Annotated in this window: 27 protein-coding genes; 6 read left to right on the top strand and 21 right to left on the bottom strand. The window is 43.9% G+C overall.

All coding sequences use genetic code 11. The annotated features are described in order from the left end of the window. Positions 1 to 197: 197 nt before the first annotated feature. The 6 genes from OH461_RS04490 to OH461_RS04515 are packed head-to-tail and all read right to left on the bottom strand — an operon-like array spanning position 198 to position 5,554. The gene (locus tag OH461_RS04490; RefSeq protein ID WP_270019415.1) at positions 198 to 1,985 is read right to left on the bottom strand and encodes a M3 family oligoendopeptidase; all 1,788 of its coding nucleotides are present in this window, start codon (positions 1,983 to 1,985) and stop codon (positions 198 to 200) included. 11 nt (positions 1,986 to 1,996) lie between these two features. Continuing rightward, entirely contained in the window at positions 1,997 to 2,614 is a 618-nt protein-coding gene (locus OH461_RS04495) for a histidine phosphatase family protein (RefSeq protein ID WP_270019416.1), read from the bottom strand. Position 2,615: 1 nt separating this feature from the next. Further along, entirely contained in the window at positions 2,616 to 3,143 is a 528-nt protein-coding gene (gene cobU / locus OH461_RS04500) for a bifunctional adenosylcobinamide kinase/adenosylcobinamide-phosphate guanylyltransferase (protein WP_270019417.1), read from the bottom strand. After that, positions 3,140 to 3,910 carry an adenosylcobinamide-GDP ribazoletransferase gene (locus OH461_RS04505; RefSeq protein ID WP_270019418.1) on the bottom strand — a complete coding sequence of 257 codons (771 nt, stop codon included), beginning with the start codon at positions 3,908 to 3,910 and terminating at the stop codon, positions 3,140 to 3,142. The genes cobU and OH461_RS04505 overlap by 4 nt, the downstream gene beginning before the upstream one ends. Then, entirely contained in the window at positions 3,910 to 4,938 is a 1,029-nt protein-coding gene (cobT, locus tag OH461_RS04510; RefSeq protein WP_270019419.1) for a nicotinate-nucleotide--dimethylbenzimidazole phosphoribosyltransferase, read from the bottom strand. Before cobT ends, OH461_RS04505 begins: the two co-directional genes overlap by 1 nt. Before the next feature lie 4 nt (positions 4,939 to 4,942). Further along, positions 4,943 to 5,554: a flavin reductase family protein gene (locus tag OH461_RS04515; protein WP_270019420.1), complete on the bottom strand. Its 612-nt coding sequence runs from the start codon at positions 5,552 to 5,554 to the stop codon at positions 4,943 to 4,945. Positions 5,555 to 6,056: 502 nt separating this feature from the next. Here OH461_RS04515 and OH461_RS04520 point away from each other — a divergent pair. Both OH461_RS04520 and OH461_RS04525 read left to right on the top strand, forming a co-directional pair. After that, entirely contained in the window at positions 6,057 to 6,734 is a 678-nt protein-coding gene (locus OH461_RS04520; protein WP_270019421.1) for an NAD(P)H-binding protein, read from the top strand. Between the two features lie 204 nt (positions 6,735 to 6,938). Beyond that, complete coding sequence (locus OH461_RS04525; protein WP_270019422.1) at positions 6,939 to 8,306, top strand: L-cystine transporter; 1,368 nt, start codon at positions 6,939 to 6,941, stop codon at positions 8,304 to 8,306. A gap of 33 nt (positions 8,307 to 8,339) precedes the next feature. Here the strand turns inward: OH461_RS04525 and OH461_RS04530 are convergent, their stop codons facing one another. After that, positions 8,340 to 9,683 (bottom strand): GGDEF domain-containing protein, encoded by a 1,344-nt coding sequence (locus OH461_RS04530; RefSeq protein ID WP_270019423.1) that lies wholly within the window; start codon positions 9,681 to 9,683, stop codon positions 8,340 to 8,342. 520 nt (positions 9,684 to 10,203) lie between these two features. On the opposite strand from OH461_RS04530, the gene proV reads away from it, so the two are divergent. The 3 genes from proV to proX are packed head-to-tail and all read left to right on the top strand — an operon-like array spanning position 10,204 to position 13,482. Then, positions 10,204 to 11,391: a glycine betaine/L-proline ABC transporter ATP-binding protein ProV gene (proV, locus tag OH461_RS04535; protein WP_270019424.1), complete on the top strand. Its 1,188-nt coding sequence runs from the start codon at positions 10,204 to 10,206 to the stop codon at positions 11,389 to 11,391. A 5-nt stretch (positions 11,392 to 11,396) separates the two neighbouring features. Beyond that, a complete protein-coding gene (gene proW / locus OH461_RS04540) occupies positions 11,397 to 12,482 on the top strand; it encodes a glycine betaine/L-proline ABC transporter permease ProW (RefSeq protein ID WP_270019425.1) in 1,086 nt (361 codons plus the stop codon). Beyond that, positions 12,475 to 13,482, top strand: coding sequence for a glycine betaine/L-proline ABC transporter substrate-binding protein ProX (gene proX, locus OH461_RS04545; protein ID WP_270019426.1), 1,008 nt, complete (start codon positions 12,475 to 12,477; stop codon positions 13,480 to 13,482). Before proW ends, proX begins: the two co-directional genes overlap by 8 nt. Positions 13,483 to 13,562: 80 nt before the next feature. Here the strand turns inward: proX and catB are convergent, their stop codons facing one another. From catB to OH461_RS04560, 3 genes are all read right to left on the bottom strand, one after another. Beyond that, positions 13,563 to 14,192, bottom strand: coding sequence for a type B chloramphenicol O-acetyltransferase (catB, locus tag OH461_RS04550; protein ID WP_270019427.1), 630 nt, complete (start codon positions 14,190 to 14,192; stop codon positions 13,563 to 13,565). 69 nt (positions 14,193 to 14,261) lie between these two features. Beyond that, entirely contained in the window at positions 14,262 to 14,480 is a 219-nt protein-coding gene (locus OH461_RS04555; RefSeq protein WP_270019428.1) for a VF530 family protein, read from the bottom strand. A 66-nt stretch (positions 14,481 to 14,546) separates the two neighbouring features. After that, positions 14,547 to 15,677, bottom strand: coding sequence for an MFS transporter (locus OH461_RS04560; RefSeq protein WP_270019429.1), 1,131 nt, complete (start codon positions 15,675 to 15,677; stop codon positions 14,547 to 14,549). A gap of 99 nt (positions 15,678 to 15,776) precedes the next feature. Between OH461_RS04560 and OH461_RS04565 the strand changes: the two genes are divergently transcribed. Then, entirely contained in the window at positions 15,777 to 16,547 is a 771-nt protein-coding gene (locus OH461_RS04565; RefSeq protein ID WP_270019430.1) for an AraC family transcriptional regulator, read from the top strand. Positions 16,548 to 16,575: 28 nt separating this feature from the next. Here OH461_RS04565 and OH461_RS04570 read toward each other — a convergent pair whose 3' ends face one another. From OH461_RS04570 to OH461_RS04620, 11 genes are all read right to left on the bottom strand, one after another. Then, on the bottom strand, positions 16,576 to 16,956 hold the full coding sequence (locus OH461_RS04570) for a hypothetical protein (RefSeq protein ID WP_270019431.1): 381 nt from the start codon (positions 16,954 to 16,956) through the stop codon (positions 16,576 to 16,578). 42 nt (positions 16,957 to 16,998) lie between these two features. Further along, complete coding sequence (locus OH461_RS04575) at positions 16,999 to 17,457, bottom strand: GNAT family N-acetyltransferase (RefSeq protein ID WP_270019432.1); 459 nt, start codon at positions 17,455 to 17,457, stop codon at positions 16,999 to 17,001. A 258-nt stretch (positions 17,458 to 17,715) separates the two neighbouring features. Next, positions 17,716 to 18,138, bottom strand: coding sequence for a GFA family protein (locus OH461_RS04580; protein ID WP_270019433.1), 423 nt, complete (start codon positions 18,136 to 18,138; stop codon positions 17,716 to 17,718). Positions 18,139 to 18,354: 216 nt separating this feature from the next. Further along, positions 18,355 to 18,741, bottom strand: a complete 387-nt coding sequence (locus OH461_RS04585; RefSeq protein WP_270019434.1) for an ectoine synthase — start codon at positions 18,739 to 18,741, stop codon at positions 18,355 to 18,357. Between the two features lie 12 nt (positions 18,742 to 18,753). Next, complete coding sequence (ectB, locus tag OH461_RS04590; RefSeq protein ID WP_270019435.1) at positions 18,754 to 20,019, bottom strand: diaminobutyrate--2-oxoglutarate transaminase; 1,266 nt, start codon at positions 20,017 to 20,019, stop codon at positions 18,754 to 18,756. A 32-nt stretch (positions 20,020 to 20,051) separates the two neighbouring features. Next, positions 20,052 to 20,582: a diaminobutyrate acetyltransferase gene (gene ectA, locus OH461_RS04595; protein WP_270019436.1), complete on the bottom strand. Its 531-nt coding sequence runs from the start codon at positions 20,580 to 20,582 to the stop codon at positions 20,052 to 20,054. A 412-nt stretch (positions 20,583 to 20,994) separates the two neighbouring features. Continuing rightward, positions 20,995 to 21,450: a ribosomal maturation YjgA family protein gene (locus OH461_RS04600; protein WP_270019437.1), complete on the bottom strand. Its 456-nt coding sequence runs from the start codon at positions 21,448 to 21,450 to the stop codon at positions 20,995 to 20,997. Next, positions 21,425 to 22,846 carry a cell envelope integrity protein CreD gene (gene creD, locus OH461_RS04605; protein WP_270019438.1) on the bottom strand — a complete coding sequence of 474 codons (1,422 nt, stop codon included), beginning with the start codon at positions 22,844 to 22,846 and terminating at the stop codon, positions 21,425 to 21,427. Before creD ends, OH461_RS04600 begins: the two co-directional genes overlap by 26 nt. Positions 22,847 to 22,945: 99 nt before the next feature. Continuing rightward, positions 22,946 to 24,388: a two-component system sensor histidine kinase CreC gene (creC, locus tag OH461_RS04610; RefSeq protein WP_270019439.1), complete on the bottom strand. Its 1,443-nt coding sequence runs from the start codon at positions 24,386 to 24,388 to the stop codon at positions 22,946 to 22,948. Beyond that, positions 24,388 to 25,092 carry a response regulator gene (locus tag OH461_RS04615; RefSeq protein ID WP_270019440.1) on the bottom strand — a complete coding sequence of 235 codons (705 nt, stop codon included), beginning with the start codon at positions 25,090 to 25,092 and terminating at the stop codon, positions 24,388 to 24,390. Before OH461_RS04615 ends, creC begins: the two co-directional genes overlap by 1 nt. Before the next feature lie 89 nt (positions 25,093 to 25,181). Continuing rightward, entirely contained in the window at positions 25,182 to 25,583 is a 402-nt protein-coding gene (locus OH461_RS04620; protein ID WP_270019441.1) for a hypothetical protein, read from the bottom strand. Positions 25,584 to 25,690: the final 107 nt, after the last annotated feature.

A 25,690-nucleotide genomic window follows, 5' to 3' on the forward strand; every position in this document is an offset into this window, starting at 1 on the left:
TTGTCGTCGCGATCGCACTTATTGATAGAAATAGCGTGCTTCATCGTAAATATATAAAATTGTCGCGCTGCACGAGATCGCTCGTGCAGAATAGAAAGCGTATGCTGTACAAATTAGCAGAGCAAATGCTCTGCTAAGCCATAGTATCATAAGATAAAATGACGATTTGTTGATCTAGGGCGGGTTGAGCGATTCGATTAGCTCGGTTGCGCGAGTAAAGCCTCAAAATGAGAAACTTTCTCAGCCACCATATCGATACTTTGCTGCCAAAAATCCGCTTTACTCAGATCCATACCCAAATGACGCTCCACCACATCTTCCGCCATCATTGAGCCGGTATCTCTCAGCAATGCAACGTAATCAGGATAGAAGCTATCCCCCTTCTCGGCTCTCTGCGCATACACGCCTTTACTAAACAGGAAACCAAACAAGTATGGATAGTTGTAGAAACTCACTTGAGAGATAGAGAAATGCAGCTTGCTCGCCCAGAAGTATGGGTCAGTCTCTTGCATTGAGTCACCATACCATTCTTGCCATGTTTCACTCATCAGTTCGCACAATTGGCTAGGATCTAACTCCCCTTCACTACGCTGCCGGTAGAAACGTTTTTCAAATTCAAAACGTACCGGGATGTTTATCATCAACGCATACGCAGAAGAGAGCTCTTCCCACAGCATCTCGAGTTTTTCTTCGCGCGTTTTCGCCTTCTCTAGCAAGTAATCACGAACAATGTTTTCCGCGAAAATTGAAGCGGTTTCCGCAAGAGTCATTGGGTAACGAGTTTGACAAAGTGGCATGTCACGCATCACCCAGTTATGGAACGCGTGGCCAAGCTCATGCGCTAAGGTCATAAGATCAGAGCGGCTGCCACCCCAAGTCATAAATACCAATGGTGTTCTGGTTGCAGCAAACTTGGTGCAATATGCACCTAAACGTCGATTTGGCGTTGGATCGGCATCAATCCAACCATTATCAACCATAGTTTGTACAAACTCTGCCATTTCAGAGTCTACCGTCGCGAACGCTTGTTTGATCACTTCAATGGCATCATCAAAGCTGTACTCCACCGTAGCCTGATCTTGCAGCAAATTAGGCATACCCGCTAAGTGGTTCCACGGTTTCATCTCTTTTAGACCATGAACTTTAGCCATCAATAAACCCGCTTTTTGCCCCACGTCTCGATTGGCTTTCGCGGTATCCATCATCGCCGTTAAAGTCGGTTGTTCGATTCGACTATCATGCAAACTTGGGTCAAGAAAATGCACATCAACGAGATTAGAACGTTTTTCATATTCGGTTAATCGCCAGCCCGCAAGCGCATTTAAGATGGCAGCGAAAGCGTGTTGATTCTCGGACATCGCATTTTGGATGCCTCGCCACACTTGTTCTTGCTTATCAAACTCCACGCCATACAAGATACTCGCAGCCTGTGAAAAACCAAGTTCAGTCCCATCATCAAGTTTAATCTGTAGTGAACCAGTGATGTTATCGTACATGCGTCCCCATGCATCGCGACCATCAACACTCATCGCGGCAAGCAATTGTTCTTCTTGAACCGCTAACTTTGTTGCCGCGACTTTGCGGTCACAAGCTATCGCAAATGCTTGTCCGTAAACATCACCACTCTCATGGTCAAGTACCTGCTGAATAAACTCCAAATCCGCATTGGCTAAAATATCTTGATATGGCGTGTAAGCTTGGGACAGTTCCGAGCTCAGCTTGGCTAATTTACCTATAAGGCTTTTTGCTTCACCGTTGGTCGCATCCACTGATGCATGGCATTGAGCGAAGGTATTGATCGTCGCCAGTAACTTACCTGCCGCTTCTCTAGTTTGAATCGCATTTTGCGTCACGCTTGCCAAATCACGACGTTCAACATGCAGCTTTAGCACTTCAATACATTGTTGAATAAGCTCAATATCTTGAGCAATTTTGTCATCAGATAAGCTCTGATATGCGATAGATAAATTCCAACTTGCTGTCATTTCAAATTCCTTTATTCAAAACTCAGAGGCGCGCTTATTGAGCACACTTGGATATAATTTTGCTCTGCTTTAGTGATCTTAATATGCGTTAGTGAATGATGGCCAATGTGCAACCGTGAGTACCATGTGGGGCTCTGCCAATCAACTTGCAGTATGTCTGAGAGGATCATACGTATCGTTCCACCATGGCAAACCACTAAGGTGTCTTGTTCAGATTCTTCTATTAACTGCTGCCATGCTAACGAGACGCGTTGGTAAAACTCCGGCAAGGGTTCAGCATTTGGTAGCGTGACCTGAGCTGGCTGTTGCCAAAACTTATCAAGCAACGGCCATTGCGATTTGAGCTGCTCAAAGGGAACGCCGTCAAAATCACCAAAATGCATCTCTTTGAGTTGATTGTGTTCAGTTAGTTCCGCCGATGAACCATACTTTAGCTTGAGTGCTAAATCACGGCAACGGCGTAGCGGTGAAGTCACAATCTGTTGAATATCGAGGCGTTTCGCCATGATGGCTTGTGCAATTTCATTTTGATGTTGTTCACTAACTAATACATCCGTTGAACCACACAAGCTAGGTTCAGCTAACGTTTTACCATGCCTCAACAGATAAATATTAATGGTCTTGACCATGCTATCCCTTTAGCTTCATTGGTAAACCTGCTGCCACGAACGTCACTTGATTAGCCACTTTAGCGATCGCTTGGTTCATCCATCCTGCGTGATCGACATAAAGACGAGTGACTTCACCCATTGGTATCACACCCAGTCCAACCTCGTTGGAGACAAGCACAACCTCCGCTTTGGTGTTTTGCAATGCGATAACCAATTGATCAACCGTTGAGGATATTTGCTCGCTCGAAGCGGTGTTACCATCCGCGAAAATGACATTGTTAAGCCACAAGGTTAAACAATCTACTAGCACTACATCATCACTTGTAAACGACTGCAGCAGTGAAGCGACTTGGAGTGGGCATTCATGCAGTTGCCAACCTTCGTCTCGCCCAGCTTGATGATGAGCTATTCGCTGCTCCATCTCTTTATCAAAAGCGATCGCAGTCGCGATATAGTGGCGTTTTAAATGACTTTGCTCAATAACCTGCCACTCTGCATAGCTCGATTTTCCTGAACGAGCTCCGCCTAAAACTAAATGAATACTCATGACACCCACGCTAATACAACAAGATAAGTAAGCAGCTCTGTCAATTGCTGCGCACCACCAAGGCAATCGCCAGTAAAGCCACCTAAGCGCTTGTTCAACCAATGTTTAAATAACGTTCGAAACAACAACGCAGCAGCCAAAATGCTCACAGCAACGTGTATCTCGAGCAATAAACTGGCACATATGGCCGTTGCTACAATAATGGTTAGCTCAGACTGACTTTGCCTGTTGGCCAATGGTTTGCTTTTACTACTATCAGGATCGCTCACGTAAGCCATATCAAAAATTAAACTTGCCGCGATGCAACGGCTTATAGTGTAAGCCACAAAAAGGATGACCATCACATTACTAGATTGAGCCAGTTCCGTGAGCAGAATGAATTTGCCCAACAGTGCCATGACCAATGCGGATGCACCGTATGTACCGATTCGGCTGTCTTTCATAATGGTCAAACGTTTTTCAAGCGTCATTCCACCACCGATACCATCGGCCATATCAGTTAACCCGTCTTCGTGAAACGCACCAGTAAGCATCAGGCTCAACACCATGGTGAGAAATACGGCAACCGAGACAGGGAACAGCAATGAGAATGCAAAGTAAGCCCCGGCGCAAATTGCGCCAATAACACAACCAACCAAGCCAAAGTATCGACCGGCTTGGTTCATGCGTTGTTCACTGTAAGGGGTGTTGGCTGGAATAGGTATTCGAGAAAAGAAACCCAATGCCAGCCAGAAAAGTTCTAATTGGTATCGTAAGTTCGATGCCATTACATATTGACTCCAGCTTGCTCGAAGCTGGCCATATTATTATAAAACTCGGCGGTAGCGCGAATAATTGGCACAGCCAGTACTGCTCCGGTGCCTTCGCCTAAACGCATGGAGAGATCCAGTAGCGGCGTACCTGCCAATTCTTGCAGCATCAATTTGTGCCCTGCCTCATGCGATTGGTGAGCAAAAATCATGTACTCACGGCAAGATGGTTCTATCGTCGCAGCTACGTAAGCCGCTGCCGTTGCAATGAAGCCATCGACAATAACAGCTGTATTGCTTTCAGCCGCACCTAAGAAAGCCCCCACCATTTGTACAATTTCAAAACCGCCTACTTGGCGCAAAATCTCATGGACGTTTTGTCCACGGCAGCGATTCACACCTAACTGAACCAGTTGACGCTTTTTACGCATTTGCTGGCCATCAATGCCTGTGCCTAAACCGACACATTTTTCCACACTACGTCGAGATAGCGCCGCCAATATAGCCGCTGCGCTACTTGTGTTGCCGATACCCATTTCACCAAACATCACAAGGTTTGAGCCATCGGCTATCACTTGTTTTACCACATCGCGGCCATACTCAAGCCCTAGCTCTACTTGCTCTTTGGTCATCGCAGCTTGATGAGCCAAGTTATTGGTTCGCTCTCCCAGACGTTTGGAGATTAGGTTCGGTGCATCACTTTCAACTGGCTTTAAAATACCAGCGTCGATCACCTTAATATCGACTTCATGGGCTCGACAAAAACAATTGATCGCCGCACCACCGACTAAGAAGTTGTGCACCATTTGTTGTGTAACTTCACTAGGCGCAACACTGACCCCTTCTTCTGCGATACCATGATCACCGGCAAAAACCAAAACCGTTGGCTTAAGTACCTCAATTGTTGTCGCGGGTTCACTACAGCCTTGGCTCTTAATTAATGCCAATTTGTGCGCAACCATTTCTAGTTTGCCTAACGAGCCTAAAGGTTTAGTTTTGTTGTTAATTTGCTGCCAAATGGCATCCGAATGCGTTTTATCTAACATGGTACTACTGAGGCCTTGCGATGGTGAAAGTTTGTTGTAACACGGCGTATTCTCCGCCACCCAAACGACAAAGCGGATTGAGCTTCATCGCATCAATAATTAATCGTTGCTCATCTTGATTGATGACATCAGGATCGATATACACAGTTTCGACTTCGGCAAACACCAAGGTTTGAGGCGTTTTCCCGATATCTTGTACTTGATATAACGTGCAACCAAATGCTACCGGACAGTCCGCAACACGCGGTAATTCAAAACCCTCGAACGAGGCTAAGGTAATATCGCTCTCAACTACTTCCGAACGGCCATGTTCTAGTGTCGCCGCACTTTCCGTTACCGGCTGTGCTAAATCAACATTGGCAATATGAATAACCATCTTGCCCGTTTCAATGACGTTACGGACGGTATCTTTAAGTTCCCCGTCTGGCTTTTTACCCACGGAAAACATTAACAAGGGAGGTTCACTCGAAATCGCAGTGAAATAAGAGAAAGGGGCAAGATTGAAATTATCTTGACCTGATTCAGTCAGTACCCACGCCACAGGACGCGGTACGATAGTTTGTGTCAGTAAATGGTAGACTTGCGATGGTGCGAGCGCACTCATATCAATATTCATTTAACGTCCCTGTATTCCTTTGCAGTGCATCTTACGCAAACCGCATAACCTTTAGAGTGTACCGCTGTTCTCCGCAATTTTACTAGCGTACTCGTCGCATAATTATCGTAAAATCAATCGATTAATTGGTATTTATACGCGATTTATATGTTTCTTTATCGATTCCCACTCTGAAAGTCAATTTGACAACCTAAGCCATTAACACCAATAAATCTCTGATTCGACGTAATATTAAACATGGCGCGTTTGGTGCATCAGACTTAAAGTGTCTTTCAGCATTAGGATGTAACATGCTTACCAATCGAAAAAACAAAAGCCGAGCGAAAAAAACAAAACGAAACCAGAAAAGGTCAATTCCTCTCGGCCTCACCTAACTCTGAGGTGATTAATCTCATCGTTTTAACGCCAACCTAAAGTTGGCGTTTTTTGCTCTTCGTCATAGACATCAACTTAGCCATTTTTTACTCTGACCGGAAGGACGAAAGACAAAAGGTATGCATAGATGGACAAAAACATCGTGATGATCGCAGGAGCAACAGGTCTAATTGGCAACGAGTTAACAAAAATGCTGTTAGAAGAAACCGCGATCGATCATATCTATGCCTTAAGCCGTAAACCGTTGCCTTTCTTTCACCCTAAACTCGAGCTTATCCAACATCAAGAACTCAAGATCACGCAATGGCAGGATGATTCGCCCGCTCCAACTAAAGGTTATATTTGTTTAGGCACAACGAAGAAACAGGCGGGGTCGAACCAAAGTCTGGAGCAAGTTGATGTTCACCTTGTACGTGAAGTCGCCCAAACGATGAAACTGGTGGGCGTTAAACACCTCACTGTTGTTTCTAGCTATGGCGCAAACTCTCGTTCGCTTTCCCATTATTTGCGCTGCAAAGGGAAAATGGAACTTGCACTGAGCGATATGGGTTTTGAACAGGTTATATTCGTCCGCCCAGGACCTCTCAAAGGTCTGCGTGACGTCCCAAGAAAAGATGAGGCGCTCGTCCAAACGTCATTCAAATTGTTACGACCACTGATGTTGGGCCCTCTGGCTAACCTTATTCCTATCGAAGCCAGTAGCGTCGCTAAAGCCATGCTCTATGCCTCATTTGGATATTCGAACAAACGAGTTCAATGTCTTGACCGAGTTGAGATGCTAGCACTGCTGAAAAAGTATCAATAATGTCGGTACTTTAAAGGCAAATTGCGCAATTTATAGACTGGCGTTCTTTTTAATAACCTTTCTTCATATTTCATGCAGTTTTCTTATTTCAAACTGACGTAACAAATCATTACCTTTTCGGTATTCACTAGGATCTCCAACCTAATTCATTTGAATATCAGCCATATTAATTGGCTATTTTTTATTCGGTAAGGATTTTTCACTATGTCATTTGCAGCTATCGCATCACTCGCGGTGTTTGTCGGCATTCTATTTGTGCTGTATGGACAGCAGCGTAAACAGAATACTCTCTCACGCCTTGTTCTTATTGGTCTTGTACTAGGTAGTGGCTTTGGTTTAGCACTACAGCTTATTTTTGGCGAAGGCAACCCTGTTATTAAAGAAACACTGGACTGGGTAAACGTCGTTGGCCGCGGCTATGTTGGCTTGCTTAAGATGATCATCATGCCGCTGGTGCTTGTTTCTATGATTGCCGCGGTTGTAAAGCTAGAAAAAGGCGGCTCTCTGGGCAAGATTTCTGGTCTGACTATCTCAGTACTACTGATCACGACTGCAATTTCAGCGGTTGTTGGTATCGCAGTAACTCAAGCGTTTGGTCTTACCGCTGAAGGTTTAACAGAAGGTGCGCGCGAAACCGCTCGTATTGCAGTTCTTGAAAGCCGCGCTGGTCGCGTAAGCGACTTAACCATCCCGCAAATGTTAGTGAGCTTTATTCCAACCAACCCATTTGCGGATTTAACGGGCTCTCGCTCTACTTCTATCATCGCTGTGGTTATCTTTGGTGTGCTCACTGGTATTGCAGCACGCAAAGTGATGGCAGAAAAAGAAGAACTAGAAACACCTATCCGCACATTTGTGGAAGTGATTCAGTCTATCGTTATGCGTTTGGTTAAAATGATTATGGCGCTAACACCTTACGGTATCGCAGCACTGATGGCGAAAGTTGTCGCAACATCAAGCGCATCAGACATTCTTAGCTTGCTTGGCTTCATCGTTGCCTCGTACGTTGCTATCGCACTGATGTTTGTTGTTCACGGCGTACTGGTTGCATTCGTGGGTGTAAGCCCGAAAGAATACTTCCAGAAAATTTGGCCAGTACTTACATTCGCGTTTACTTCGCGTAGCTCGGCAGCCACGATTCCACTGAACGTTGAAGCGCAAATCACTAAGCTACGTGTACCACCAGCAATTGCGAACCTATCAGCATCATTTGGCGCAACCATTGGTCAAAATGGTTGTGCAGGTATCTACCCAGCAATGCTTGCGGTAATGGTCGCACCCACTATGGGCATCAACCCAATGGATATCAACTTTATCCTGTCACTGATTGCGATTATCACCATTAGCTCTTTTGGTATCGCAGGCGTAGGCGGCGGCGCTACCTTTGCTGCCCTGATTGTACTGCCAGCGATGGGGCTACCTGTCACTATCGCAGCGCTGCTTATTTCAATTGAACCATTGATCGATATGGCTCGTACTGCGCTTAACGTTTCAGGTGCAATGACAGCTGGCACAATCACGAGCCGCCTGTTAGGTGACAAGCAACCTGAGGCAGAAGAACAAACGGCCTAAGTAGTCATCTCTTAAAACGCAAAAAGACCAGCATTAACGCTGGTCTTTTTGTTTATAGTCTGCGAACGTTGCAAGCGACACATCAACACTCTCGAAACATATACAATTTCGGCCAAGGTTCTTGGCTTGATAAAGCAGGTTGTCAGCTTGCTTAATAGATTGCCCTAACCCACTCGCCAAGCGACTTGCGCCACCAGATATGGTGACTTGAGGGGCACTTTCCATCTCTGCTACATCTAATCGGATACGTTCAAATATCTGGCTTGCAACCTCAGCACAATCAGTCTTAACCACGACTAAAAATTCTTCACCTCCGATCCGAAATGCAAAATCACTAATACGGATACGGCGCTTAATCACTTGAGCAACACGACGTATCACTTGGTCACCAATATCATGACCATACTTATCATTGACTAACTTAAAGTGGTCAATATCAAACACGGCCAAATAGTACTTATTGGGTTTTAGGCTTTGTCTAGTGACTTTGTTTAGATAATGGCGATTATGCAATCCTGACAACTCATCTGTGTACGTCATCTTAGTCAATTCTTGCTTGTCTTTGCGGGTACGATACAGGAAGTAGCTAATGCCTATGGTGGCGACCGTTAATACCATTAGTAAGTACACGTGCGTCGGGATCAATGTGTCGTTTCGAACCAACTTTATTAAATAACTTGGCTGACCATTTATTGTGACACTGTGACGATATATGACCGTATGCTCACCTATATCAAGTACCCCTGCCTCTCTCTGCGTCCTTGAAAGTTGTTCGACGATGGGACTGTATTGCTCAGGCAACAGTGCAAGTTGTGATATGCCATCATAGTTTGAAGAGTAGACAAAACCCGCTAAATCCAGCATCAAGGTATCTTGGCGAAAACTATTGGCAAATTCGCTAACGTAACCTTCAACAATCAAATACCCTACATGGACATCATCGAGATAAATGGGGGCAACTTCGGTGAAAATACCTTCATCTGGCCAGAAAAACGTTTTGTTTGTTGTAGTGGTTTTATTTGATTCAAGTTGAAGATACGAACTTAACAAAAGACCATATTTATTGGCACTCGCATAGCGAGGGACAATGGAAATACTGGAGATTAAACTCTGATTCTCGAGTAACTGATGAGCGAGGTCGTTGAAGGGATCAGGATCAGAAAAGTAGTGTTGAGTAACGGTAGAGTTTGCTAAAGAAAGATAGCTTCCCACCATATCTTTGCGCAGCTGAAAAGTTTCGCTCGCAACTTTAACTTGTTGCTCAAAAGCATCAATTTTTTCGCGTTTAATTATACCCAGAGGAGTATTGATCGCGAATACTACAATCAGCATCAGCAGTAACGTTCTTACCTCTATCGTTGCCGATGACGGGCTCATTTTCGTGTACTGAAGAACCATTTCTAGACCAAACTTCACCCAAACACACTACTTTTTGGTAACACGATGCCACCAAATCTGCCGGACAGTTTCCCATAAGCAATTGTTTATTTGAGTGAATTTTTTATGACATTGCCTATAGATAGAAACATTCCAATATGTGGTACGGCACTCGCCATCGATTTCACTGATTAGACCTCCTTTCTCAAACCAATACTTCGAACTCTAACAATCAATCAAAATGGTCAATTATTCCTAATACCTGAGCAAAATCCCCACCTTTAAACTAAAAAGTTATAAAAAAATTGCCACGATATTCTATAGACACTGAGTTCAAACAATAAAACACATAAAAACAATATCTTAGACGAAGTATCGATATTGAACTTAAGTACTAAATTACGCGATTTCATCGATTGAATTCTTATCTAACTTTGCAGTCTTGATTGAATTTCTTCCATAAATTACTTAGAGTACAAAACGTTTTCCGCTAAACAAGAACATACAAAGGACGATTTACATGGATCCCATACTGGAAGTTAAGGGACTGTATAAGGTATTTGGAGACGAACCTGAACGCGCTTTTTCATTGATCGAAAAAGGCGTCAAGAAAGATCAAATCTTTGAACAGACAAATCTAACAATCGGCGTCAATGACGTTTCTCTATCCATCAACGAAGGCGAAATTTTTGTCATCATGGGCCTCTCTGGCTCTGGAAAGTCTACTCTCGTTCGCCTACTCAACCGCTTGATTGAACCCACCAAAGGCAGTGTCTTTTTCAAAGGCAACGACATCGCACACATCTCTGAGCAAGAATTGAGAGAAGTTCGACGCAACAATATCTCAATGGTATTTCAAAACTTCGCGCTGATGCCTCACATGACAGTGATTGAAAATGCCGCTTTTGGTCTCGAACTAGCAGGAGTGAGTATCGATGACCGACGCAGCTCAGCATTAAACGCACTTGAACGCGTTGGTTTAGATGCCTACGCAGAATCTTACCCCGACGAACTATCCGGCGGTATGAAGCAACGTGTTGGCCTCGCTAGAGCGCTGGCTTGTGACCCTGACATTTTGTTAATGGATGAGGCGTTTTCTGCCCTAGACCCATTAATTAGAACCGAAATGCAAGATGAGCTGCTTCGATTACAGAATGACGATAAACGAACTATTGTGTTCATCTCCCACGATTTAGATGAAGCGATGCGAATTGGCGATCGCATTGCCATTATGCAAAATGGCGATGTGGTGCAAGTCGGCACGCCTGATGAAATATTACATAACCCAGCGAATGATTACGTAGAAGCCTTCTTCCGCGGCGTCAACGTCGCTAACGTTCTTTCCGCAAAAGACATTGCCCGCAAAAAGCCAACGGCTGTATTTAAGAAATCTGAACATGATGGCCCCGGTTCAGCGATGCAAATACTAATGGATCACGATCGTGACTACGGTATCGTTGTTGATAAATCGAGCCGTTACTCGGGCATCGTATCTCTTGAGTCTCTTCGCGCTGCACACAAAGAAAACCGTTCACTGGTCAGTGCTCAACTTGAAAACGAAGTAACGTTAAATCCTGATGATGCAATCAACGATATTTTGAGTGTCGTTGCTGGTGTGCCTTATGGTGTACCTGTGGTTGACGATCAAGGTAATTACTTTGGTGTTGTAACGAAATCTCGTCTTCTTCAAACGTTGGATAAGGACTAAGCCGCATGTCATCTGAACAAACAAACAATGACCCTTGGGCTACAACAACGACTCAATCTAGTGATCCTTGGGCAACGACGACTGATTCCTCTGCTGCGAGCGATTGGTTAAATTCTGAAGTCTTGGAAGAAACTCCATTTGACATCATGAACCCATTCCAAGATGCCGTGTTGCCGCTCGATTCATGGGTAGAGTCTGGGTTGAACTGGTTAGTTGAACATGGTCGCCCCGTCTTTCAAGCGATTCGTGTACCTATTGATTTCATCCTGTCCTCTTTTGAGACAGCGCTAGTCTCTACCCCTGCACCTTTCATGCTGCTTATTCTATTTCTTCTAGCATGGCAGTTTTCAAACATACGCTTAGGTGCGGCCACATTCGTCTCTTTGATATTTATCGGCCTGATAGGTGCTTGGTCTGAGGCGATGACAACCCTCGCTTTAGTCTTAACCTCTGTGTTTTTCTGTCTGCTCATCGGCTTACCGCTCGGGATATGGCTGGCACGCAGTAATACCGCAGCAAAAGTGATAAGACCTATCCTCGATGCGATGCAAACCACCCCTGCGTTTGTGTACTTAGTACCTATCGTCATGCTGTTTGGTATTGGTAACGTACCCGGCGTTGTGGTCACCATCATATTTGCATTACCACCCGTGGTTCGTTTAACCATCCTTGGTATCCAACAAGTACCCGAAGAACTGATCGAAGCTGGTCACTCTTTTGGTGCGAGCAAAAAGCAAATGCTTTACAGAATTCAACTGCCTTTAGCCTTACCAACCATCATGGCTGGTGTAAACCAAACCTTGATGCTGTCACTCTCAATGGTGGTTATTGCCTCTATGATTGCTGTTGGCGGGCTTGGTCAAATGGTGCTGCGCGGCATAGGCCGTTTAGATATGGGATTAGCTGCTGTCGGTGGTTTAGGCATCGTTATTTTAGCAATCTTGCTTGACCGAATTACTCAAGAGCTTGGCGTTAATGCCGGTAATACCAAACTGCGTTGGTATCACACCGGACCAATCTCTTTCTTTATCAAACGTACAAATAAATCAAACCAATCAGAATTAAACCTTAGGAGAACAACCAATGATTAATTCATGGACGAAAGCGCTAACAGCGGGAACACTAGCGTCAATGACGCTTTCCACTCAAGTGCTGGCAAATGATTTGCCGGGGAAAGGCGTAACGGTACAACCCGTTCAATCAACCGTTGCTGAAGAAACTTTTCAAACTTTGATTGTTAACCGTGCTCTAGAAGAACTCGGCTACGATGTTAAGCCAACTAAAGAAGTTGACTATAACGTTGGCTACACTTCAATTGCAAAAGGTGATGCGACTTTCCTCGCTGTAGGTTGGTTCCCTCTTCACGCTGACAAATATACGATGTCAGGCGGTGATGAGAAGTTCTTCCGCCAAGGTCAGTACGTGAGTGGCGCAGCGCAAGGTTACCTAATCGATAAAAAAACCGCTGAAAAATACGGTATCACCAACATCGGTCAACTTACTGATCCTAAGCTTGCCAAACTGTTCGACGCAAATGGCGACGGAAAAGCTGACCTAACAGGCTGTAACCCAGGCTGGGGCTGTGAATTGGTTATCGAAGAACAGCTAAATGCATACAAACTACGCGACACGGTTACGCACAACCAAGGCAATTACGCTGCGATCATCGCCGACACCATTTCTCGCTATAAGAAAGGCGATCCAATTCTTTACTACACATGGACACCTTACTGGGTAAGTGGTGTGCTTGTTCCGGGTAAAGACGTAGTGTGGCTAGAAGTTCCATTCTCTGCTCTTCCGGGTGAACGCAAAGACGTAGATACAACGCTAAAGAACGGCAAGAACTACGGTTTCGAAATGAACTCGATGCGCATCGTTGCGAACAAAGAGTTCACAGAGAAAAACCCTGCTGCGGCAAAACTGTTTGAAATCATCAAACTAAACATCAATGATGTTAGTGCGCAAAACATGATGATGAGTCAAGGTAAAAACAGTTCAGCGGATATCGAATCTCACGTAAATGGTTGGATTAAAGCAAACCAACAATTGTTTGATTCTTGGGTAGCAGAAGCGAAAAAAGCTTCACTGTAAGCGCTGCATGGTATTGAAATAATATCAATTATACACAAAGAGCGACGGATTAACGTCGCTCTTTTACTATCTATAACTGACTAGCGCTTAATATTATTTACCCAGTATTGGTAAAGGCCATTAATGTCACTAGAGCATAGCAGTTTCATCGCGCCCTTAAGCATACTTTCAGACCAATCCCACCATTTCATCTCTAACAGCATTGCGATCTCTGCTTCACTGAATCGAAACTTAATATGCTTAGCAGGGTTAGAGCCTACCACTTCATACGGTGCGACATCTTTGGTCACAACAGCTCGGCTAGCGATGATAGCGCCATCACCCACGGTAACCCCTGACATAATCATGGCTTCAGAGCCGATCCATACATCGTTACCAATGATGGTGTCTCCCGCTGTACAAAAACCATCGTCTGCCTCTGAGAAGTTTTCATTCTCTTGGTAGAAGAAAGGAAAGGTACTGATCCAATCATTACGGTGGCCTTGATTGCCTGCCATCATAAACACTGCGCCAGAGCCAATCGAACAATAGCTTCCGATAATCAGCTTATCTACATCATTGCGATCAGGGGTTAAGTAACGAGCACAGTCGTCAAAGCCATGTCCGTGATAGTAGCCTGAATAGTAACTGTGCTTGCCTACAATGATATTAGGGTTAGTCACCTGCTTTTCGAGCGGAATACCCTGAAAAGGAGATTCGAAGTAATTCATTACCTACTTCCTAAAAAACTCAGCACCGAATAGGATTTCGGTGCTGTTGCAAAGTTCAAACAATAAGCGTTAACAAAACGTCTCAATATAGAGTGCTTCTACTTTGTCTCTCGCCCATTGCGTTCTGCGTAAAAACTTCAGCGACGATTTAATCGATGGATTGCTATAAAAGCAGTTAATCTGAATTCGTTCATCTAACCCTTCCCAACCATAGTGTTCTTGTAACTGAACGAGAATCATCTCTAACGTCAGTCCATGTAATGGGTTATTGGGTTGCTCTTGGCTCATGGTCTTTCCTCTGTTAAGCCAATAAAAGTACAGTGTAACAGACCATCAACCCACAGAGCACAAAACTTATTGATTCGTTTTAATCGATGTCGTAGTGATTAGCGCTGCCAATAGGCCACAAACCAGTAGCACCATACCTAAATGATGGGAAGCGCCAGATATCGCAAGCCCCGCACCAATCATTAAATAGTACATCAGGCCAAACACTGCACCCGCACTACCAGCGTACGCTTTGTAGTGACTCAAGGCACTACTTAATATGTTCGGGATAGCAATACCAAAAGCCATCACGACGAATGTCATCGGTAGTAAAAACCACACACTATCCATCAGTACCGTTACTCCCATTGCGCCCAATAGCAATAGAACAGCGGCGATCAATATGAGCCTTTCGGAACGAATATTACGCCCCAGCATGTAACGATTAACATAACTACCGAATAAAGTTGCAACCCCTAATACAACACCACTGTAGCCAAACTCTCGCGAGGTTAAGCCAATCGCTTTAAACGCAAAAGGACCTAACTGATAGTATGAAAACAGCGCAATATTGAATATCGCGACAAGCAGAGCGCTTTTCCAAATCGCTCGATCACCCGCCATTTGGCAAACTAACTGACCTATTTTGATCGATGAGCGATGTTGTTGAGTCTCTGGCAACTTGAATGTTGCTAATAAAACGAACAACAACGCCAAAACAAATAACGCCGCAAATACACTTTTATAGCCACCGATGAAAGTCAACTGACCACCAGCAAACATACCAATGGTTGGACTGATCGCAATCCCCATACCCATTAAGCTAAATACTTTTGCCAATTCTTCTCCGCTAAACGCATCGCGCAGCATGGTTTGTGTCACAACCGAGCCGACCGCAATACCAAAAGCACTCATAGCCCGAGCAAACATAACGAGTTCAAAACTTGTTGCTAAATAAGCTATCACTGTTGAAAGCGCATAGATGACTAAGCCTATCAACATGGTTACGCGGCGACCAAGTTTGTCTGCCACTATTCCCCAAGTCACCACACCAAAAGCGAAGCAGACAAAATAGATTGATAGTGTTTGCGCCGCTTGCGATTCAGTGACCATAAAAGCTGATGCCAATGAGCTCAGCGCTGGGCTGTAAATGGTTTCCACGATCTGCGGAAACATCAACAGTAATACCATGAGGCTCAAACTAGGTTTTCGCTTCATTTTTTAATCCTTATCGTTGTTAACTTGGCGCAAAGTATATGGGCAGCTAAACTAAGACCATTAACAACATAAAGACTAAATATATCGAATATCGGACAAATGGCATTTATTGACGACAATACTAAATTTGACGCAGACCAGATCCCATCCGCTGTGGTTGGCATTGCGGCCGAGGTTGGCAAGCATGATTCAGGGCTACATCAGCACAATAAGGGGCAATTACTTTACGCCCCGTCCGGTTGTATGACTGTAAAGCTTGAGAGGGCGATGAGCATTCTCCCGCCAACCAAAGCCATGTGGATTCCACCTCAAACTGAACATCAGGCCATTATGACAAATGTGGTCGCTTATCGATCCATTTACTTCGATTGTCATGCGTTTGATATTCCTAACGAAGTAAGCGTTATTGATGTGAATGCCTTACTAAAAGCATTAATCGATAAGATAGCCATGTGGCCATGGGATAAGCCTAGAAACGAAACAGTAAACAGTGTTGCACTGTTCTGGGAAGAGTTTAATCAAGCGAAAAAAAGCTGTTTTACCTTACCTATTCCCAAAGATAGGAGGCTAAATAAACTCGCTATTCAGCTGACTGAGCCGACCTATCAGCCCCCACAGCTTAATGATTTCGCACAAACTATCGGCGCAAGTACCAAAACCATTACTCGTATTTTCAAACAACAGACAGGCATGGGCTATCAAGAGTGGCGTCAGCAATGGCGGTTGATTAAAGCAATAGAGCTGCTTTCACAAGGGTTAGCCGTGAGTGATGTTGGGCATCATTTGGAGTTTTCTTCAGACAGCGCCTTTATTGCGTTCTTCAAAAAGCAAGTTGGCGCACCACCTTTAAGCTTCATGCAAGGTAAATAAATTCCTTCAAACTTATAGTCAGATTAAATTAGATCACTGATCCCGCTATAGCCAGAGCGCCAATTGGTAATAGTAAAATCCACTGCGGGAGTTTGATGAACCCTTTGAAAGAAAAGAAATACCCCCCAACAAGAATAAACACGACTGAAAAAACGACGAGCAGAACGCCTATCAACAATGTTGAAACATAAAACGTAGCGAGGCCATGCAACCCCACATAAATGAGTGCTACTGAGCACACAAGCAAAGTGACGGAAACCAAATGCCAGCATGCTAATAGCGTCGCTTTGGGCACATCATCCAATGAAGATTTGAGAAACGGTCTAACGGGATCAACTTGCCCAGCAAAGAGATGAATAAGCGCAGTAGCTAACCCTAACAAACCAGAACCTAATATCCATACATTCATTCAGTTTCCCTCTTATCATTCTTACTTTGATTGATGGCTAGACTAAACCGCAGAAACTTCCCTTTCCGATTGATAAGGTTTTGTCATATGAAGAAACTGACTGCTTTGATGAGTCACCCTAAAGCCAAACCTCATATACAGCTGACCGACACGATTTCCTTGCAAGTAGCGGAGTTTAATCGGCAGCTTTTTCTGCTGAGCAAAGCCAAGCACGTGTTTGAGAATTTCGCTGCCTAGACCTTGCCCTTGATACTCTGGCATAAGGAAAAAACGACCGAAATAAACGTGATCAGAGCGAACTTGGGCAAGATAACTTCCTACCGGAGTACCGTTGATTTCTATCAACGTCGGCTTAGCTTCATCCCATTCTTGTCGATGAATCTCTTGCTGTACGACATCGTCCCAACCAAATACCTGATCGACAGGCTCAAACTCAGCCGCTTTCTTTAAATCGTATAGAAATTCGTAATCCTTAGACTCGGCTTCCCTAGTGGTAAACACAACGCACTCCTTGGTTGCTATTGATGAGATTCAGCTACTTGAACAAGCTTTGACCAACTAGCCTAACTCATTGTTCAATAAACACAACCAAGCCTCATAAATGCCAAGGGTATAAAATCAAATAAAAAATAAATGCGACGAAAAATTAAGATACTCGATATTTACGGCTTTCGTTTCTCACCTATGCATAGGCTTAATAAATGACCTAATCATCATAGATAAGCTCAGCGGGTTGACCTAAAAAGTGTATTCGCAATGTTAAGATGTGAACGCCTTTATTACCTCAGCTTCCGTCATCGTTTGGCAATCTGCGTCTAAAGAATAAAATGTAGGTTTTAAATCAATGAAATATTGTATAGCTAATTCAAGCTGAGCTTGCTTATCAATATCTAACAAACCAACGAGAATATTGTATTCGCCATTGTGGTTTAGCTTATAGAATAAATGGCTGCCACATTGGGTACAAAAACCCCGAGTCGCCCATCCCGATGAAGCAAACTCTGTAATATACTCTTGACCTTCGAACTCCACTTCGGTCCCACAAGGAATAGCGAGTTGCGGCCCACCAGTCCATTTTTGACATGTATGGCAATGACAGGCCATAAAATGATTGGATTTTGGCTTAACTTTTAAGCTTACCTTGCCACACAAGCAGCTAGCATTGTATTGAGTCCTTTCCATAACACATCCTTTAAAACACATTGAGCGACAATCCAATACCATAACCAATACAAAAGCACTTTGCCTCGACTTATAGCAAAAATGAGTTATCGAAACCCTACGATAAGCAAAGTTAATACTTATCTCTGACCAACCAAGGAAACGAGATTACAAGAAAGATAACGCACTCTTATTAGTTCAAAAGAGTGCGGCTATCAATCATTACCAAGGAAGGGATTAATCCACTAAAGGATAGACACCATTTTCATCATGCACTTCGGCACCAGTAATGGGCGGATTAAACACACAAGCCATCACCATGTCTTTGTGTTTATATGCACGAAGATAATGTTCATCGTGTTTGTCTAAGATATAAAGCGTGCCCGGCTTAATTGGGTATGTCTCACCGCCCACCACTTCAATCTCACCTTCGCCGCTCATACAGTAAACCGATTCTAAATGGTTTTGGTAGTGGATGTGGGTTTCAGTATCTTGATAAATGGTAGTAATGTGGAATGAGAAGCCCATGTTGTCATCCTTGAGTAGCATTCGCACACTTTCCCAATTATCAGACACCACTCTTCTCTCGCTATTACGACACTCTTCTAATGTTCTAACGATCATAACTCTTCCTTGTTAAGAGGCTTGCTTGTAAAGCTTGGCAGCAACCGTTTCTACTGCTGCTTCAAATATGTTCAATCCTTGAACTAACTCTTGCTGTGTAATGGTGAGTGGGCAGAAAAATTTCACCACTTCATCATTTGGCCCAGCCGTTTCGATCACCATGCCGTTTTTAAAACAATGTTTTGCAATATCACTGGCGACATCACCACTTTTACATTCTACGCCAATCATCATTCCGCGCCCTTTACGCTTGTTAAACATGGACGGATATTGCTTAATGCAACGATTGATTACTGCCTCGACATCTTTGGAACAACGTTGAATATGGTTTTCAAAATCAGAGTTCGACCAATAAAGTTCTAACGCTTTTGTTGCGGTAACAAACGCGTGATTATTGCCACGAAACGTACCGTTATGCTCCCCAGGCTGCCATTGATCTAAGTGAGGTTTCAGTAACACCAAAGCCATGGGTAAGCCATAACCACTAATGGACTTAGAGAGCGTTACAATGTCGGGTTGAATGCCTGATGGTTCAAAACTAAAGAACGTACCTGTACGTCCGCATCCTGCCTGAATATCATCGACAATCACTAGAATGTCTTGCGATTTACAAAGCTTGTCGAGAGCTTGTAACCACTCGGTTGACGCAACGTTAAGCCCACCTTCTCCTTGTACGGTTTCTAATAGCACAGCAGCCGGTTTTTCAATCCCTGCCGAGTTATCATTGAGCATGGTTTCAAACAACTTAAGGCCATCAATTCCAGCGTAACCTTCAAAGGGAATTCGAGTCACATTGTTTAGTGGCGAACCCGCGCCTTGACGATGATGCTGATTGCCAGTCGCGGCCAAAGCGCCCGCAGTACAGCCGTGAAAGCCATTAGTAAACGCAACAATGGAGCTACGACCCGTTACTTTTTTTGCTAACTTAATTGCAGCTTCCACTGCATTAGTGCCTGTCGGGCCAGTGAACTGAACTTTATAATTAAGGTGACGCGGTTTGAGAATCAACGCTTCCAATGTGGTTAGGAAGTTTGCCTTCGCTTGTGAATGCATATCTAAGCCATGGGTTAACCCATCATTCTCGATATACTCCAACAATGACTCTTTTATAAGTGAATTGTTGTGTCCGTAATTAAGTGAGCCCGCACCAGCAAGAAAGTCTATGTACCGCTCTCCACTTTCAGTCTCAAGCCAGCAACCTTTTGCCGACTTAAAAATCACTGGAAAACTGTTAGAGTACGAACGAACTTTTGATTCCTGCCTGTTAAAAATATCCATGATAGAACCGTGTTTAAATCCTTTAAATTTGGTTACTTGAGCGTAATTCGATACAGATATTCCGTATCGTGTTTATCTTTAAAATGAAGAGTCTTATCTAAGAATGTGGTGATCTTGCCACCTCGGTGTTCTTTGGCCACTTTTTCAAATAGTGCCCATGACGCCTTATTGTTTTTTGTAATGGTCGTTTCTATTGTTGAAACTGATTGCAACCCATCCCGACTGAGTAACGAGTGCAGCATTTGGTAAGCCAACCCATGTCCTCTTGCAAACTCAGCCACAGCAACTTGCCAAATGAACAACACGTCCGGTTCATCAGGCTTGAGATAGCCCGATACAAAACCCGCGACTTGCCCATCTTGTTCAGCCAGAACACAAGTGCGACTAAAATGAGTAGACTGCAAAAAGTTACAATAGGAAGAGTTCACATCTAAAGGGGGGCACTGTGATATTAACTGGTAAATATCGTCTCCATCAGTGGTATTTGGTTGCCGAAAAATCCATTCTCGGCTTGGGTTATCTGCAATTTCAGGATACAGCACCCAAGGGGCTGATGTGATCATGTGAAGAAACATATCCTTTGAGGTCTAATGAATTTCACTATTATTATGGGCATTTTATTGCATCAAAAATCAAATACAGCTCAATAAAAACCCCATTTACATGAACACGATCACGCAAAATAGCTAATCAAGTGCAACAAATATTCATTAGAACTCAAAGTGTGATTTATTCCCCATACCCAGCATAAAAAATATAATCTGCCTTTCAATCAGCCTTTGCCTTATTAGTTACGCTAGATAGCCTGACAAAAACAGCAAGGGGCACTGCAAACAGTCCCCCTTTTGATGATATAAGCGATAGCCTACTGATTAAGACGGGTCAACACGACGACTCCACTCAACGACCTTCTCTAATAAACTTTGTTTGATTTTACGGCGCAGGTACCTGCGTTCTATTGGCAGCTTCACTGACTTATTCCTTTCCAACATTCACGCATAAGCTCGAAATCAAAACACACAGCAATCCACCGACCGTATACGCGACTAGGTCTAACCAATCGAACGTTGCGCCAAAGATGATGCGCAATGGCGAAGTAATCGGAATCTCCAATAGGTCGACAACATTGAACAACTGAGCAAGCTCAACCAAATACGCAATACCGACTACGACTGCTGCAAGTAACCGAGCAGGGACATTAAACACCGTTGCGAACACGTGATAGAGCCATATCACCACCAAAACATCACCGAGAGTTGGGCGCACAAAACTGTCTTTTACCCATACTGCAACAAAGACCAGCAACATAAAAAGCCCAATACTCATTACTGCATGCAACGGAGAAAAGTGAATGTATCTGACCGGATGCTTTATCACATCTTCCAACTCATCAAGCATTCGGCTATTACTTTGAAGTTTCAGTTGCATCATTCCCCTCCTCGGCTTGATTCTCCTCTGCATTGCTTTCGTTTTGACTGCTTGTCTCTACATACGCCGCCTTCGTTGACTCACTATTGCCTTCGACTTTTGCAGTTCGTTCATACCAGTTCACATTGCGGGTAAACACCATGACCAAACTCAGAATAGCGAAGCAAAGTAGCGTACCCATCAGAAGTGCATAGCTCTCTGCGAGCAGCAGACCAAACAACAATCCATACAAGAACAATAAACTGCACCCAAAAAACACGCCTTGCTTCTTATTGTTCAACATCCCCCCAACATATACGCTCAATAAGCCTGTAGAAGCAATGGCCGATAATACGTAAGCCCAGTTAAACCCAAGATGTTCACTCATTGAAATCAGTAACAAGTAAAACAGAGCCAGTGCTAATCCAACAAAACCATATTGCACAGGGTGGATAGGTTTCGCTTGGAATAGCTCCAATAAAAAGAAGCTCGCGAACACCAACGTTATCACCAACAGCGAGTAGTTCACCGCACGATATGACTTTAGATAGTGGTCAACCGCATCAATAAGCGCCACGCCCATTTGTCGACGGTCTAGCTCGTAACAAGAGTCGTTATTGCGCACGCAGTTATCAAACAATTGAGAAATGTTGGTAGAGAAATTATTGCTCGACCATTTTGCGCTGAAGCCTTGCTCTGAAATATCAGATGAAATTGGTAGATAATCGCCAATAAAGCTTGGATGTGCCCACTCTGATGACAGCTGAACCGTGGTGTTATTACCGATAGGTGTCACTTGAAGTTCACCCATGCCTTGCAACACAAAGTTCAGATCAAATTCCAACGGCTTGTTCATATTAAGTTGGTGTATATCTAGCTGTGTATGAAAGCCTTGTGCGAGATGCCCTATTCCTGTACCGGGTTCGATTTCTATGTCGCGCTGATTAAGGGTCATTTTATTTAGTTGAACCAAACCTCGGCTATCTTTAACACCGACAACCATAGTCAAGCTTTCGATTGCATTCGGGGCGATTTGCTCAAGCAAGGCAAGATCAAAATGACCTCGTAAACTGTTTTCAGCCTTAAATAATCGCGCTTTGTAGATACCACGATATTTCTCGAAACTCTCCAAGTGCGCAGTCATATCAAACGTGTCTGGCAAAATGAATTCTTGATGCTTAACTTGGTAAGTTTTCTCTTCATGGGTGATCGTTTCTATGTGCTTTACCTGAATAAACGGCCCAATGATGCGTTGTTCGCCACTGCTACTGCGCGCAATATCTTCACGTACAGTTTCTTGGCGATACTCCCGCTCCGAGATAAGACTGCTCACCATGCTGACTGGAATTTGCAATAACAAGAATAGGAACAGCACAAAGCCAAACTTCATGCCTAGTTGGTTAGAAAAGATTTTTTTCATGGTTGGTTGCCTAAATTAACTTGATGAAGCTAATTTAGAACAACCACTTGGAGTAGATATGGAGCTAATGTGGAGTTTGTATGGAGTTTTGAAAGTCCGCTATGCCATTTCAAAACACATCGAGACCTTTACACCATGCTCTTGGTTCTCGATACACAATTGACCATGATGCAATTTAGCCACTTGCTCGACGAAATTAAGCCCTAAACCGGTACTTTTTACACCATTCTCACGGGCCAAAGAGTAGAACCTCTCCGTTAACCTCGGCATGGCATATTCAGGAATCTGTGGCCCAGTGTTAAACACTGAAACCACCAGCAAGTCGTCTTTTTCCTCGATGTTCCACCTAATCTCGCCGTCAACAAATACAAAATCGAGCGCATTATCCATAAGATTAAATAGCGCTTGTTTGAATAGGAAACTATCTCCCTGAACAAACAGTGCTTTGTCACCACTTAAAGCGCAGCTCACCTGTTTATTAGTCAGACGCGCGTCAGAAGCAACAATCACTTCATTGATGGTTTGATGAACATTAAGCGCTTCAACTTGCTCTAACTGGGGCCGCTTTTCCAACCTTGCCAACTCTAAAAGCTTATCGACCAAAGATTGCATTCGGTCGCTTTCTCGTTCGATATTATTGGCAAAGCGAGTGATTTTTTCTTCAGGTAACGGCATCTGTAGAATTTCACTTGCCCCTTTAATGGCTGATATCGGGCTTTTCAGTTCATGAGTAAGAGTCTGAACATATTCTTCTACGTATTGCTTGCCATCTAGCTGATTACGCATTTTTTCTAACGCATTGGCGAGCGTGCCATATTCATAAAACACACGAAATTCGGGTTTAGAGACTTTCTTTCCTTCACCCATCTTCTCAGCGTAATCTTCCAACTTGTAGAGAGCAGAGTTCACCCGCCATGAGAACAAAGCGCCCGCAATCAACACCAAACCACTCATCAGCACCATCCAATACAATACATTGCGCTTGGATAGATCGATAAATGGTTGAACTGAGCGGTTAGCTTTTGCGACAGTAACACTACCGATGATTTCACCTTGATGGTAGATCGGCGCTGCGACATGCATAACCGTTGATAAAGGGTCTTCTGGATTCTCAAAGGTACTGCGTGCACCGTATTGGCCGCGCAATGTCAAATAAACATCATTCCATTGCGAATAGTCTTTGCCGACATCTTGCTGCCAAGAGTCCGCTATCACGATGCCGTTCTTATCCGTGATATAAATTCGATGGTTGATGGCCTTTTTACCAATCTCCCAAATACGCGCGTTGGGTTCTCGTTTTCCATACGCGGTCAGCAACTTGGAGAATCGGCTTTCGGACATTTTGCCATTGGCGACATCCTCTTCCGCTAATACAGCAATCAAATTCGCCATATCAACAAGGGTTTCTTCAGTCGTTTGTCTTACGGTCGGTTTTAACTCCTGAATGACAATTTTACTTACCATGTAAGCCGTCATCCCCACCAAAAGGAAGTAAAGGAAAAACAATCTGAGTCCGAGCGGAATTCTGGGCCAGCGTTTCATTATTCACCCTTTATTGAATAGTAATAACCGAAGCCCCGTTTCGTGCAGATTCGCTCAGCCATATCAAATGGCTTTAGCTTATTACGAATCGCCTTAATATGAGTATCAATATTACGTTCGTAAGCGGCTTCTGGCGCCATATCGGCGGCAACCATCAATTGCTCTCTACTCAGCACATTAGACGCCACGGTAATCAACTTACGCAGAATTTTGAACTCAACGGCGGTCAGCCCAAGCATCTGCCCAGCGACGCCATAATCAAAGTTATGCGCTTGCAAATCATCTGCTGTAGTAAGCTTTTCATATGGCTTAACCTCTACACTTTCAGCAATCGCAGGACGGGCTTTAATTCTCAATTTAATACGAGCAAGCATCTCCCGTGGGCTAAATGGCTTAGTGACATAGTCATCTGCACCAATCTCTAGGCCAACCACACGATCGATTTCATCATTGCGCGCCGTTAAAAAGATGATAGGCACAGCAGAAAAATCACGAATCGTTTTACATAGCTCAAAGCCATTACCATCGGGCAAGCCAACATCAAGCACAACCAAACAAGGTGAATGACTCTGCAAATACGACAAGCCCTCGCCTGCAGTCGCAAACCACTGAGTGGCAAAGCCATCCATCTCCAACACATGAATCAGGTTATCTGCGATTGATGGCTCGTCTTCAATAATGACGATGGTTGATTGCTCGCTCAAAAGGTTTTCTCCATTGTTCAGCTGCGGGCTTAGTTAAGCCTAAGTTTATGTTAGAAGTAACATAAACTTGTATAACAGAATTTCTATGCTTATTTTTTCTTATACTTTCGGTAAAGGGACTCGATAGAATACTCGAACATCTCTTTGATTTGTTGCTTCGCTTCAGTGTGGCTGACAATATCAAAATCTTTGGTCGCTTTCTGTCTGCCAAAGAACAAGAAGCCTTCTTTTAGCAACACATTGATTTCAAGCCAACCTTTATTCAGCTCCATCGGCACATACTGGTAGGTCGCATGAACGCCATTTTCATCGCCAAGTACAAAGTAAAAGCCGCCGCCCTCTTCATACTTTTCAAACATTTCCATTTCACGTGCCCATGGGTAGTTATCGAACAATTCCACCAGATCGCGATACGTTCTTAGCTCTTTTTCATGATTCACTAACTCTGGGCCATCGACTCGATGTTGGTAATACGCCATTACAGATGTCATTACTGCTTCCTAACATTGATTATATGGTGGCAAATGCTGCCAAACTGAACTCCCCACCACAACCATTAGTTGATAAAAAACATAGATTTGTCGTACGGCTCATAGGT

The sequence above is a fragment of the Vibrio sp. LaRot3 genome (genome assembly GCF_027587025.1).
In the GTDB taxonomy this organism is placed as follows: Bacteria; Pseudomonadota; Gammaproteobacteria; order Enterobacterales; family Vibrionaceae; genus Vibrio.